We start from the raw sequence: 12895 nt of genomic DNA, 5'->3' as shown, positions 1-12895 counted from the left end.
TTTGTGACCGCCGGTAACAGTGTCAAGAGGCGGGCACCGGCGGGCAGTTGGGGCAGGCCGGGGTCCCGGGTCCGACGGGCGGTGGGGCGCGCGAGGGCGCCCCGGCCGCTACGACCCTTCCTTCATGACCTTGGTGATCAGTGTCCGCTGGTCGTCCGTGAGCCGCGGATCGGAGCAGTACACCGTCCGGCCGTCGACCGTGATCTGGTAGCTGAAGCCGTCCGGCACTCCGACGGGGGGCTCGGTACGGGCGGTGGCGACGGCGTCCTTGGCCAGGGACTGCCAGTCTTCGGCGTCAGGGCGGCCCGAGGTGTCGACCTCGGCGCGGCGGTCGACGCCCGCAAAGCCACCGGTGCGGTGAATGTGAATGCGCATAACGGACTCCTCCGACGTCTCCGACGGACTTCTACCCCGTACGGCCACGCTAACCGTGCGCGGGGCGGGCGCGCCTGCCGGCAGCGCCCGCCCCGCGGACCTCATGGCGCCGCTACTTCGGAGTCACCCCGACCTGCGTCCAGGCCTTGACCATCGCCTCGTGTTCGGCGCCGGCGCCGAAGCGGGCCTGGGCGGCCTTGATGGTGAGCGCGGCGAAGTCGGCGAACTGGGCGTTCGCGGTGAGCTTGCCGCCGGTCAGGACGTCGTACCAGACCTGTCCCGCCCGCTCCCAGGCCTTGCCGCCGAGGGCGGTGGCGGCCAGGTAGAAGGCGTGGTTGGGGATACCGGAGTTGATGTGGACGCCGCCGTTGTCGTCGGTCGTGCGGACGTAGCCCTTCATCGTGGCGGGCTGCGGGTCCTTGCCGAGGACATCGTCGTCGTAGGCGGTGCCGGGGGCCTTCATCGAGCGCAGCGCCTTGCCGGTGACGTTCGGGCCCAGGAGGTCGGCGCCGATCAGCCAGTCGGCCTGGTCGGCGGTGTGCCCGAGGGCGTACTGCTTGATCAGCACGCCGAAGACGTCGGAGACGGACTCGTTGAGGGCGCCGGGCTGGCCCTCGTAGGTGAGGTTGGCGGTGTACTGCGTGACGCCGTGGGTCAGCTCGTGGCCGATGACGTCGACGGGGATGGTGAAGTCCTTGAAGAGGTCGTTGTCCCCGTCGCCGAAGACCATCCGCTCGCCGTCCCAGAAGGCGTTGTCGTACTTCCGGCCATAGTGGACGGTCGCGTTGAGCGGCAGGCCGGCGCCGTCGATGGACTTGCGGCCGTAGACCTTGAGGTAGAGCTCGAAGGTGGCGCCGAGGCCGGCGTGGGCGCGGTTGACGGAGGTGTCCTTGACGGGGCCGTCCGACTCCGTGCGCACCTTGTGGCCGGGCAGGTCCTCCCGGTGGCGGGCGTCGTAGATGGTGCGGTTGGGCTTGTCGGGGGCGGCGCCGGGCTCGCCGGGGGTGAGGCCGCCGGCGGCGGCGATCTCACGCCGCTGGACGCGCCGTACGTGGTCGTGCTCCAGGGTGCGGCGGGCGGGCTCGTGCCGTTCCGGGTCGTCGGACTGGGCGAGGTTGTCGAGGATGTGCGGCGGGATGATCGTGCAGAACACGGGGGTGTGGCGGGTGGCGGGATCTGACGGTGCGTCGTTGAGGTCCATGGACAAACGGTGGCACTGTGTAACTCAACTGTCACTGCCTGCGGCCGAAATTCCCGAAAAAGTGTGGTTGGTCGCATTTGGGTAACAACATGCGTCCGGTCCCGCATACTGATACGCGACCGCCATACAGGGCGTACCTCGGCTAAGGTGCTGTGCATCATGCGTTTCGGGCTGCTTCTCCTTAGCTGCCGCGGCGAGGGCCTGTAGTCGTAGGCCGACCCCCTCCCCGCGGAGTTCGGTGTTGCGATCTTTCGCCCCGTCGGCCTCTCCCTGACTCCCCGGAGCAGGGGGACCCCCAGCGGACACACGAGGAGCCCCACGCACCATGACGATTCCGTCGACCCCCGCAGACCGTGCCGTCGGCCGGCCCACCCCGGTCACCAACGCGACGCAGCTCCAGAAGCCCTCCGGGATGCCCGTCCACCGGTACGGCCGCTACGAAGCCGTCGACATCCCCGACCGGACGTGGCCCGACAACCGCATCACCGTCGCGCCCCGCTGGCTGTCGACCGACCTGCGGGACGGCAACCAGGCGCTGATCGACCCGATGTCGCCGGCCCGCAAGCGCGAGATGTTCGATCTGCTGGTGCGCATGGGCTACAAGGAGATCGAGGTCGGTTTCCCGTCCTCCGGTGAGACGGACTTCGCGTTCGTCCGCTCGATCATCGAAGAGGGCGCGATCCCCGAGGACGTGACGATCTCCGTCCTGACGCAGGCCCGCGAGGAGCTGATCGAGCGCACCGTCGAGTCGCTGCGCGGCGCCCACCGCGCCACGGTCCACCTGTACAACGCCACCGCGCCCACCTTCCGCCGGGTCGTCTTCCGCGGCTCGAAGGAGCAGGTCAAGCAGATCGCCGTGGACGGCACCCGGCTGGTCATGGAGTACGCCGACAAGATCCTCGGCGACGAGACGATCTTCGGCTACCAGTACAGCCCGGAGATCTTCACCGACACCGAGCTGGACTTCGCGCTGGAGGTCTGTGAGGCGGTGTGTGACGTCTGGCAGCCCGAGGAGGGCCGCGAGATCATCCTGAACCTGCCCGCCACCGTCGAGCGCTCCACGCCGTCCACGCACGCGGACCGCTTCGAGTGGATGTCGCGCCACCTGACCCGGCGCGAGCACGTATGCCTGTCCGTACACCCGCACAACGACCGGGGCACCGCCGTCGCCGCCGCCGAGCTGGCGATCATGGCGGGCGCCGACCGTATCGAGGGCTGCCTGTTCGGGCAGGGCGAGCGCACCGGCAATGTCGACCTGGTGACGCTGGGCATGAACCTCTTCTCCCAGGGCGTCGACCCGCAGATCGACTTCTCGCAGATCGACGAGATCCGTCGCACGAGCGAGTACTGCAACCAGATGGAGATCCACCCGCGCCACCCCTACGCGGGCGATCTGGTCTACACCGCCTTCTCCGGCTCCCACCAGGACGCCATCAAGAAGGGCTTCGACGCCATGGAGGCCGAGGCCACCGCCGCCGGCAAGACCGTGGACGACATCGAGTGGGCGGTCCCCTACCTGCCCATCGACCCCAAGGACGTCGGCCGCTCCTACGAGGCCGTCATCCGCGTCAACTCGCAGTCCGGCAAGGGCGGTATCGCCTACGTCCTGAAGAACGACCACAAGCTGGACCTGCCGCGCCGGATGCAGATCGAGTTCTCCCGGATCATCCAGGAGAAGACCGACGCCGAGGGCGGCGAGATCACGCCCACCGCCATCTGGTCGGCCTTCCAGGACGAGTACCTGCCCAACCCCGAGAACCCGTGGGGCCGCATCCAGGTCAGGAACGGCCAGACCACCACCGACAAGGACGGCATCGACACCCTCACCGTCGAGGCCGAGGTGGACGGTGCGGAGACGGTCCTGGTCGGCACCGGCAACGGCCCGATCTCCGCGTTCTTCCACGCGCTCCAGGGCATCGGCGTCGACGCGCGGCTGCTGGACTACCAGGAGCACACCATGAGCGAGGGCGCCTCCGCACTGGCCGCCTCGTACATCGAGTGCGCGATCGGCGACAAGGTGCTGTGGGGCATCGGCATCGACGCCAACACCACGCGCGCCTCGCTGAAGGCCGTCGTCTCCGCCGTCAACCGCGCGGGTCGCTGACCCGGCAGACGCCTCCCGTCGCGCCCCCGCAGCTCGCACGAGCCGCGGGGGCGCGCCGTTGTGCGGTGCCGCCACCTGAAGGTGGGGTTTGAAGTCCGTGCAAGTCACTCTGCGTAATCTCCTTGGTACTTTTGGTGATGACCGCCGGTCGGACAGGCCGCGGCGCGCACACCAAGGACGTGCAGATGACCAGATTTCGCATGCCCGCACTCTCCCGGCTGGCTCTGGCCGGAGCCGCCGCCCTTGCCGTGGTGGCGTCGGCCCTCGCGCCGGCGACGACCGCGGCACCGGCCCGGGCGGCCGACCGCCCCGAGTATGTCGCGCTCGGCGACTCGTACAGTGCCGGCGTGTTCGTCCGCCCCTGGGACGCCGAGGACGGCTGCGGCCGCTCGTACCGCAACTACCCCCACCAGGTTGCGGAGCGGTTCGGCTACCGGCTCAGGGATGTGACCTGCGGAGCGGCCGAGGTCGTCGACGGGATTCTGGAGCCCCAGCCGTCCGACAAGATCCTCGGACCGCCGACGGTCCCGCCCGAGGGGGGCTGGCCCGAGCTGCCCCCGCAGCTGGAGGCCCTGTCCGCGGACACCGACTTCGTGACCGTCGGCATCGGCGGCAACTCCCTCGGCTTCGGGTCGATCCTGGCCAAGTGCCTCGAACTCGGGCTCACCCAGCCCCTGAAGACCAAGCCCTGTACCGACCACTACACCGGCAGCGGGGCGGGGGCGGACTGGCTACAGGACCGCTTCGACCGGCTCGACGCCGACTTCGGCCGCATGATGACGGCGATCCACGCGGCCGCGCCGCACGCCAAGGTCGCCATCGTCGGCTATCCGGCCATCGTCCCGGACAGCTCCGGCTGCACCTTCCTGCACTGGAACCAGCTCGGCAGCGTCAAGAAGGGCGACATGCCCTGGCTGGACGGGGTCGAGCGGCGCCTGAACGACCTGCTGCACCGGCACGCAGGACACCAGAACGCGACCTATGTCGACACCTACGGGCCCAGCGTGGGCCACGGCGTCTGCCGGAGCGGCGAGACGAAGTGGATGTACGGGATCAGGGACAACCTCACCGGTGACGGCGACCAGACCGACCCGCCGACGGAACTGTGCAACGACATCCCCGGCACCGGCGAGGCCTGCACCCTGGTGCACCCCAACGCCCGCGGACTGGACAACCAGGCGCGGGAAGTGGCCAAGGTCCTCCAGCACGGCCGGAGTACGCCTCCCGGGCTGTTGACGCCCCCGCGAGGCTGATGCCATCGGACCGTTGCTGACCCCGCACGGCCGATGACCTCGGCCGACGGACGGCGGCCGGGCCCCCTCGGGGCGCCGTCCGGGCCTGCCCGCCCCCTCCGGGGCGGGCAGGGTCCTTCGTCATCCGGCCAGTTGTCCGGTACGAGGTGCTGACGTCGCATCACGGATGTGGCTAACATCACGTCCCATACGGCGATGGGGCCATGGGGTTACCTCCCCTGCCCTAAGGGCTATGGAGGGCTGACGTGATGCACAAGATGTGTGTGATGGGCGTGCGCACGTCCTGGCGTACCGTCGCCGACGGCGAGTTCTTCTGCCCGGACTGCGGCGGGGACCGCAACTACCTCCGCAGGACCGGCCGCCGCCGCCTCACCGTCCTCGGCCTCCCGCTCCTCTCCCGCGGCGCCGCCGGCCCGGTCCTGGAGTGTTCCGCCTGCCGCGGCCACTTCGGCCCGGACGCCCTCGACCACCCGACCACCGTCCGCTTCTCCGCGATGCTCAGGGACGCCGTCCACACCGTCACCCTCGCGCTGCTGGCCGCCGGCGGCACCTCCTCCCGCGCGGTCCGCGAGACCGCCGTCGACACGGTCCGCGCGGCCGGCTTCGCGGACTGCTCCGAGGACGAACTGCTGACCCTGCTCGCCGCCCTCGCCGCCGACACCGGCCGGCTGACCGGCACCTACGACGCGGTGACCGGCGGCCACTGCGGCCACCAGGGCCTGGACCCGTGCGGCACCGCGCTGGCCATAGAGCTCCACGAGGCGCTGGAGCCGCTCGCCCCGCATCTCGCCCCCGCCGGCCGCGAACTGCTCCTCCTCCAGGGCGCGCGGATCGCTCTCGCCGACGGTTCCTACACGCCCCCGGAGCGCGAGGTGCTGAGCACGGTCGGCGGCGCGCTCATGCTCCGCCCCGCCGACACGAACCGGTTGCTGGCGGCGGCGCGCACCCCGTCCTGAGGTCCTGAGGGCCTGGTCCGGCAGGCCGGACGCGTGGGCACATACGTGACCGGCCCCAGGAGGCGCGGGCGGCGCGGGCGTCGGAAAGACCCGGAGCGGGCGTCGGAAAGACCCCGTCACCACAGCAGGGTGACGGGGTCGTGTTCCGCGCGCGGACGGGCCGGTTCAGCCCGACGTCAGGCGCACCGGCAGGCTGCGCAAGCCGCCCGATATGAAGCCTCCCGTGGGCTCCAACTCGCCAGACGGCACGGCCAGTTGGAGATCGGGGAAGCGGGCGAAGAGGGCCGGGAGGGCGATCCGGGCTTCCATACGGGCCAGCGGGGCACCCAGGCAGTGGTGGACGCCGTGGCCGAAGGCGAGGTGCTCCTGGCGGGTGCGCCGGATGTCGAACTCCGCGGCCGCCTCGCCGTGGAACTCGGGGTCACGGCCGGCCGCGGCGTACGCCGGGAGGATCGCCTCGCCCTTGCGGATGGTGATGCCGCCCGGGAGGTCGATGTCCGCCACAGCGAAGCGGAGGGGGAGGGCGGCGATGCTGGGCGCCCAGCGCAGCGTCTCCTCGATGACGTCGTTCCAGGGGACCTCGCCCGACAGCACGCTCTTCAGCTGCTCGGGGTGGGTGAGCAGGGCGTGCACGGCGTTGCCGAGGAGGTCGACGGTGGTCTCGTGGCCGGCCCCGATGACGAGGAGGAGGGTGTCGAGCAGCTCCTGCTCGGTCATCCGCTCGCCCTCGTCGTCCCGCGCGGAGACCAGGAGGCTCGTCAGGTCGTCGGCCGGGTTCTCGCGCTTGGCGGCGACCAGGCCGGACAGCAGCGCATGGACGGCCGCGGCGGTCGCACCGGCCTGCTCCGGGGTGGCCGTGGTGTCCATGATGGCCGCGACGAGGCGGGCGAGTTCGGCGCGCTGCTCGCCCTCCGGGAAGCCGAACAGGTCACAGATGACCTGCATGGGCAGCGGATGGTTGAAGCGGGCGCGCAGGTCCACGGGCTCGCCCGCGGGGTGCGCGGCCAGGTCGTCCAGGAGGGCCGTGGTGATGGCCTCCACGCGCGGGAGCATGGCGTCGGTGCGGCGGGCCGTGAACGCCGGGGCGATCAGTTTGCGCAGCCGCCGGTGGTCGGCGCCGTACGCGGTGAACATGTTCGTGACGCCGATCCAGGACTGGAGCCAGCTGCTGCGGATCTCCTCGCGCTGCCACAGGGGCCAGTGCTCCCGCGGGTTCTTGGAGACCCGGTCGTCGGTCAGCAGCTGCTTGAGGAGGGTGTGGCTGGTGACCGACCAGGCCTCGATGCCGCCGGGGAGCTCGGTCCGCGTCGCCGGGCCTAGCGCGCGGAGGCGGGCTGCCTCTCCGTGGATGTCGCTTCCGACCGGGTCGATGACGTAGGGCTGCTGTCCCTGTTGTGCCATGGAGTGGCTCCTGCCTGGTCGGGGGTGATGGGGGTGAAACGGGCCGGGAGCGCGGCCAGAGCCCGGTGGAAGGCGCCGTTGCGCCACTGCAACTCGCGTGCGTCCACGGCGAGTTCGATGTCGGAGAGCCAGGCGGTGAGCCGCTCGATCGCGGTGGTGGCGATCAGCAGCGCATGCCGCTTGACGGGGCAGGCGTGCGGACCGGCCGCCCAGGCGAGGTGCGAACCGCCGCCCGAGCCCGGTGTCCCGGTGTCGAACTGGCTGTTGGCGGCCGCGTACGACACCATCACCAGCTGCCCCTTGCGTACCCAGGTGCCGTGGAAGAAGACGTCACGGACCGGGAAGTGCGCGGAGTAGTTGGTCAGCGGCGGGTCGTTCCACAGCACCTCGTTGATGGCGTCGTGCGCGGTCAGCGCGCCGCCGGAGAGGGTGTTGTAGTAGCGGTCGTCGGAGAGCATCCGCGACAGCGCGTTGCCGATGAGGTTGGCGAGCGGCTCGTTGCCCGCGCCCATCGTGAGGATGATGTTGTGGATCAGCTCCTCGTCGTTGAGCGCGTTGGGGTGGTCCATGAACCAGGAGGTCAGGTCCAGCCCCCGCTCGGCCTTCTTCGAGCCGACCAGCTCCATGATGTAGTTGGTGTACGCCTCGTTGGCGGCCGCGGCCTCCTCCGGGGAGGTGCCGTCCAGCATCCCCGCGATGGCCTCGATGAGCCGGTCGCTGTAGGAGTCGGGCATCCCGAAGAGGTTGTTGAACATCAGCAGCGGGATCAGCCGCGCATAGTCGGCGATCAGGTCGACCTCGCCGTGCGCGCCGAAGCGCTGGATCAGGGTGTCCGCGGCGTGGTGGACGCGGGCGCGCAGCTCATGCGGCTCGACGAGCTTGAAGCTGTCGACGACGACGTCCCGGTAGCGGACGTGCGCCGGCCCGTCGGCGTAGAAGAGGTTGGGGCGCCACATCAGCATCGGCATCACCGGCGTGTCCGCCGGGACGGTCGTCATCCACTCCCGGGAGTCCTTGGACCAGGTGGCGTCGTCGTGCAGCAGGTCGAGGGCCGCCCGGTAGTCGGTGACCAGCATCGCGGTCACCTCCGGCGCGATCTCGACCGGCGCCAGCGCACCGTACTGCCGCAACTCGGCGTAGAAGCGGTGCGGGTCGGCGGCGAAGTCCGGTCCGTAGAGCTTCACCGGCGTCTGTGCGTCGGGCTGGGCCGGTGCCTGCTGGTACGGGGTGGCGGCGTGCGCCGGGCAGCCCGGTGGCGGTGCGGCTCCCGGCTGGTGCGGGGAAGTCACGGGTTCGGGTTCTCCTCGGGGGTGTGGGCCAGGACATGCCCGACGAGCGCGATCAGCGCGTCGACGGACTGCTCCCGGTCGCGGGCGTCACACAGCACCAGCGGCGTCTCGGGGTGCAGATCGAGCGCCTCGCGCAGTTTTTCGACGTCGTACTGGGGCGCGTCGGGGAAGGTGTTGACCGCGACCGCGTAGCGCAGCCCGGCCTCCTCGACGATGTCCATCACCTCGAAGGAGTCCGCCAGCCGGCGGGTGTCGGCGAGGACCAGGGCGCCCAGTGCGCCGCGGGCGATGTCCTGCCACAGGGGACGGAACCGTTTCTGCCCGGGCGTGCCGAACAGGTACAGCACCAGGTCCCCGGGCAGGGTCAGCCGCCCGAAGTCGATGGCGACGGTGGTGGTGGTCTTCTCCCGGACGCCGGCGAGATCGTCGACGATCGCGCCGGTCTGGGTCATGACCTCTTCGGTGTGCAGCGGCGGGGTTTCGGACAGCGCACGGATGAGCGTGGTCTTGCCGACCCCGAACGGTCCCGCCACCAGGAGCTTGACCAGTGTCTGGTTCTCGCCGGAGAGGTACATGTTGCCGGTGCTCGCGCCGGTGCCGGGGCTAGGACTTGAGAGAGCGGAGTCCATCGAGAACCCTCTCCAGGATCTGTCGGTCGAATTGCTCGGCTTCGGGAATGGGGACACGGGCGTGCAGGCGCCCGGCATCGACAAGGTCGGCCACCAGCACCTTCACCACGCTCACCGGCAGGTGAAGGTGGGCGGCGACCTCCGCCAGAGACAGCGCCCCGGGCTCCAGGAGCTCCAGGATGCGGTGCTCCTCCGGGCGTACCTCACTGGTGATCGGCATCCCCACGCCGTGCAGCAGGGTGAGCCGGTCCAAGGTGTTGCGGCTGGGCTGGGCGCGTCCCCCGGTCGCCAGATAGGCCGGAACGAGGCGCCTGCCGCTGCTCTGGCGCGGGGTCATGCCGGGTTACCGAGGTCCCGGGCCCGGCTGTTCATGACCTTGTTGCCCAGGGTCGTCACCTGGACCTGCATGTGGTGGGCGACGACGCCCATATTCACCTCCGGGCCGGCGAAGACGGCCAGGCAGGTGTTCTCGCCGGCCGGTATCGCGAAGACGAAGCCTTCATCGGACTCGATCACGGTCTGCCGCAGCCTGGTGTCGTCCTTCTCGGCGAACGCCGCGGTCACGGCACGTCCCGCGCCCTGGAGCGCGGACATCATCGCGGCGACACCCTCGGCGGAGTCACGCTTGAGGCCCGGCGAGGCGCCCTCGATGAATCCGTCGCCGGAGATGACGGCTGCGTGAATAACATGCGGCAACTCCAGGAGGGGCGCCAGCACCCAGGACTTGTCCTCGGCGACGCGGCGGCGGGTGGGGCTGTTCATGACTGAGCGTTCCCTTCGGGACTGCGAGGGGGTTCTGACTGGGCGGCTGCCCGGCCGGATTCGGTACCGCGCTGGAGCGCGGCCCAACGGGATCCGGTCTCCTCCGGGGAGCGCGGGGGAAGCGATTCGGTGCGCTCGGCACTTTCGTCGAGTTCGGAGACGGGCTTGCGGCGGCGCCGGCGCGGCAGTTCGCCTTCGGCCGGCTGGGCGGGCGCCTCGTAGGAGGCCGCGGACGGCGCGGCGGGCGCGGGGGACGCGGCGGGTGCGGAGGCCGCCGGGGGCGGCGTCGTGGCGCCGGTCGGCAGCGCGGAGTGGGACCGCTCCGGCATCCCGGAACGGTGCGGCAGGGGTGCCATCACGGACATCGGCTGGGTGCTCTCGTCGAGGACGGTGAGAAGGGGGTCACCCGGGATGTACACGACCGCACGCACACCGCCGTACGGCGACGGCTCGACATGCACCCCGAAGCCGTACTGGCGCACCAGCTGGCCGGCCGCCGCGAAACCGGACCGCGGCGGGTCGCCGAGCTGGGTGAGCAGCAGGCTGTCGTCACCCGACAGCAGCTCCATCGCGGCCTTGATCTCGTCGTCGTGCATACCGACGCCGTAGTCGTCGACGATGACCGAGGCGCCGCGGTTGCCCTGCTGGAGGGTGATGGTGACGGGCAGTTCACGGTGCGAGTGGTGCAGCGCGTTGGCCAGCAGCTCGGTCACCACGATCGCGATCGGCTCCACGGCCCGCGCGACCACGGCGACCGGGTCGCGCAGCTGGTTGCTGACCTGCACCCGCTCGTAGCCGCGCAGCCGGGAGGTGGCGCCGACGACCAGCTCGGCGAGGTAGGAGTCCTCCCGGGTGAGTCCCGGCCAGGCGCCGCAGACGACACCGGTGGCCTGGATACGCCGCAGCGCCTGCTCGTTGAGGAAGTCGGCGTTCAGCAGGTCCTGGGCGACGCTCGGGTCGTCGTAGCGGTGCTGCATCTCCTGAAGCGCCGTCTGGAGCTGGTAGAGCAGCGCCTGGATGGTGGTGGTCGCGCCGCGGAGGGTGGACTGCGCGGCGGCGTCGACGCGCGACCGCTCCTTGGTGATCGCGTCGCTGACCTGCTCCAGTACGGCGCTCAGCGCGTGGTCGGTCTCCGTCCCGGCGAACCGGGCGTCCTTGAGCCCCGGTACCGGCACATGGGGGTGGGCCAGCGCCAGCGTCAGGTCGGGGAGCCGGGTACCGGCCAGGTGCCGGATCTCGGCCTCGGTGGCGCGCAGCCGGGCCGACAGCTCCGTATTGCTGTGGAGCGTGGCGCTGTTCTGTTCCTCAGCGGCGGACAGGCGCGTTCTCAGGCCGGCGCGCTGCCCGTGCGCGCGGATCGAGAGCGCCGCCAGGACCACGGCGGCGGCCGTACCTGCGCTGAGGCACCACAACAGCGCCTCCGGTATGGATGTCATCGAGATCCTCAATTGGGGTACTGACTGGGTCGGCCGGCCATCACGGCGTCGTGCTGCCGATCATCACGGGATGCTACCGGGCAGTTGACGTGCCGTGAGGGCCACTTCCCATGGGGGACTGAGAAGCGTGGAAGGTCGCCTTCCGCCCGCGATGACCCGGACCATAACGTGATGTGGCCCCGTCATCCAGTGGGATGGCGGGGCCTTTGTGTGACTGGTGTGAACGCCTGGTGAAAGCCGGTCAGGAAGCCGGGAAGTGGCCGTCTTTGACGGCGTCGATGAAGGCCGTCCAGCGGGGCGCGGTGAAGACCAGGGCGGGGCCGTGGGGGGTCTTGCTGTCGCGGACGGGGACGATGCCGGTGGGGCCGTCGGCGACCTCGACGCAGCTGCCGCCGTTGCCATCGCTGTAGCTGCTCTTGCGCCAAGAGGCGGCGCCGGGGAAGTCGTGGGCGACCTCGACGCAGTCGCCGTTGTTGTGGTCGCTGTAGCTGCTCTTGCGCCAGGAGGCAGCGCCGGGGAACTCGTGGGCGATCTCGACGCAGTTGCCGCCGTGCTCATCGCTGTAGCTGCTCTTGCGCCACTGGGCGGTGCTCAGGTCGTACTCGCGCATCGTCTGTAGTCCTCCGCCGCCGATTCGAGCAGGGCCAGGGACGCCTCCGGCGACAGCGCGACGGCCCTGACCAGATCGTAGGCCGCCTGTGCCCACTTCACCACGGCAGGATCGTCCAGCAAATTCCCCGAATACGCCCCTTCTGTATAGGCGGTTGGCGGAGCGTCGTCGAACTCCATGAGTCGCAGTGACTTGCCCATGACTGGATATGCCCCCGCCGCGAACGGGAGGACTTGCAGCAGAATCTTTCGCTCGCGCGCGAGCTGCGCGATGTGCTCCAGCTGCTCGGCCATGACGGCCGGACTGCCCACCGGCACACGTAGCACGGCCTCATGCAGTACCGCCCAGTACACAGGGCGCATAGCGTCTTTGAGGATGACTGCCCGGTCGAGTCGGCCGCGGACCTTCTCCTCGATGTACTCCTCTGCCGCGAGCGGGTTGCCCGCGAGCATGAATGCCCGCGTGTACGCCGCGGTCTGCAAGAGCCCCGGAATGATCATCGACTCGAAGTCGTTGATCTTCGTCGCCAGCCGCTCCAGCTCCGCCGCTGCCGCGAAATAATCCGGGTACCGCTGGTCATCGATCAGCTTTCGCCAGGTCCGCTCGAAAAAACCATCGGTTTGTAGAACCTCGTCGATCCGGAGCGCCACATCCAGCTGTGGCTTACGGATCGCCTGCTCGAACTGGCCGATGTAGCCGCCTGAGACGATCACCTGTCGCCCCAATGCTTCCTGGGTTAAGCCGGATTCTTCCCGGCGGCGCTTGAGCTCTGCGCCCCAGTATTCCCAGGCCGCTTGTCGCGAGGCGTTGGCCATAACCTAACTCCTTTGTGCTGCACGGCAGTTGTAGCGCCGATCTCCTTGCTCAGCCTAGTTCCGC

13 protein-coding genes are annotated in these 12895 nt (G+C 70.1%); 3 read left to right on the top strand and 10 right to left on the bottom strand.

All coding sequences use genetic code 11. The features are described from left to right. Positions 1–108 precede the first annotated feature (108 nt). Both M8I34_RS29200 and M8I34_RS29195 read right to left on the bottom strand, forming a co-directional pair. Complete coding sequence (locus M8I34_RS29200; protein WP_250054314.1) at positions 109–375, bottom strand: protealysin inhibitor emfourin; 267 nt, start codon at positions 373–375, stop codon at positions 109–111. 112 nt (positions 376–487) lie between these two features. Next, entirely contained in the window at positions 488–1576 is a 1089-nt protein-coding gene (locus M8I34_RS29195; RefSeq protein ID WP_250054312.1) for a M4 family metallopeptidase, read from the bottom strand. Positions 1577–1901: 325 nt separating this feature from the next. On the opposite strand from M8I34_RS29195, the gene leuA reads away from it, so the two are divergent. The 3 genes from leuA (at position 1902) to M8I34_RS29180 (ending at position 5889) form a co-directional block, all read left to right on the top strand. Then, positions 1902–3680, top strand: coding sequence for a 2-isopropylmalate synthase (gene leuA / locus M8I34_RS29190; RefSeq protein ID WP_250054310.1), 1779 nt, complete (start codon positions 1902–1904; stop codon positions 3678–3680). Between the two features lie 185 nt (positions 3681–3865). Continuing rightward, positions 3866–4933, top strand: a complete 1068-nt coding sequence (locus M8I34_RS29185; RefSeq protein ID WP_250054308.1) for an SGNH/GDSL hydrolase family protein — start codon at positions 3866–3868, stop codon at positions 4931–4933. Between the two features lie 248 nt (positions 4934–5181). Further along, on the top strand, positions 5182–5889 hold the full coding sequence (locus M8I34_RS29180) for a TerB family tellurite resistance protein (protein ID WP_250054373.1): 708 nt from the start codon (positions 5182–5184) through the stop codon (positions 5887–5889). A 165-nt stretch (positions 5890–6054) separates the two neighbouring features. Here M8I34_RS29180 and M8I34_RS29175 read toward each other — a convergent pair whose 3' ends face one another. The 8 genes from M8I34_RS29175 to M8I34_RS29140 all read right to left on the bottom strand — a co-directional run bounded on the left by M8I34_RS29175 (position 6055) and on the right by M8I34_RS29140 (position 12831). After that, positions 6055–7290, bottom strand: a complete 1236-nt coding sequence (locus M8I34_RS29175) for a cytochrome P450 (protein ID WP_250054306.1) — start codon at positions 7288–7290, stop codon at positions 6055–6057. Beyond that, the gene (locus M8I34_RS29170; protein WP_250054304.1) at positions 7206–8579 is read right to left on the bottom strand and encodes a cytochrome P450; all 1374 of its coding nucleotides are present in this window, start codon (positions 8577–8579) and stop codon (positions 7206–7208) included. The genes M8I34_RS29175 and M8I34_RS29170 overlap by 85 nt, the downstream gene beginning before the upstream one ends. Next, positions 8576–9154: an ATP/GTP-binding protein gene (locus M8I34_RS29165; RefSeq protein WP_078889372.1), complete on the bottom strand. Its 579-nt coding sequence runs from the start codon at positions 9152–9154 to the stop codon at positions 8576–8578. The genes M8I34_RS29170 and M8I34_RS29165 overlap by 4 nt, the downstream gene beginning before the upstream one ends. Positions 9155–9182: 28 nt before the next feature. Further along, complete coding sequence (locus M8I34_RS29160) at positions 9183–9545, bottom strand: DUF742 domain-containing protein (protein ID WP_030085183.1); 363 nt, start codon at positions 9543–9545, stop codon at positions 9183–9185. Then, entirely contained in the window at positions 9542–9970 is a 429-nt protein-coding gene (locus M8I34_RS29155; protein ID WP_030085185.1) for a roadblock/LC7 domain-containing protein, read from the bottom strand. The genes M8I34_RS29160 and M8I34_RS29155 overlap by 4 nt, the downstream gene beginning before the upstream one ends. Then, positions 9967–11406 carry an ATP-binding protein gene (locus M8I34_RS29150; protein WP_250054302.1) on the bottom strand — a complete coding sequence of 480 codons (1440 nt, stop codon included), beginning with the start codon at positions 11404–11406 and terminating at the stop codon, positions 9967–9969. The genes M8I34_RS29155 and M8I34_RS29150 overlap by 4 nt, the downstream gene beginning before the upstream one ends. 241 nt (positions 11407–11647) lie before the next feature. Beyond that, positions 11648–12016: a DUF397 domain-containing protein gene (locus M8I34_RS29145; RefSeq protein WP_250054300.1), complete on the bottom strand. Its 369-nt coding sequence runs from the start codon at positions 12014–12016 to the stop codon at positions 11648–11650. After that, on the bottom strand, positions 11998–12831 hold the full coding sequence (locus M8I34_RS29140; RefSeq protein WP_250054299.1) for a helix-turn-helix transcriptional regulator: 834 nt from the start codon (positions 12829–12831) through the stop codon (positions 11998–12000). The genes M8I34_RS29145 and M8I34_RS29140 overlap by 19 nt, the downstream gene beginning before the upstream one ends. Positions 12832–12895: the final 64 nt, after the last annotated feature.

Source organism: Streptomyces sp. MCA2, from assembly GCF_023544705.1.
In the GTDB taxonomy this organism is placed as follows: domain Bacteria; phylum Actinomycetota; class Actinomycetes; order Streptomycetales; family Streptomycetaceae; genus Streptomyces; species Streptomyces decoyicus.
Note: the sequence above shows the minus strand (reverse complement) of the source record. Positions and strands in the feature narration are given on the sequence as shown.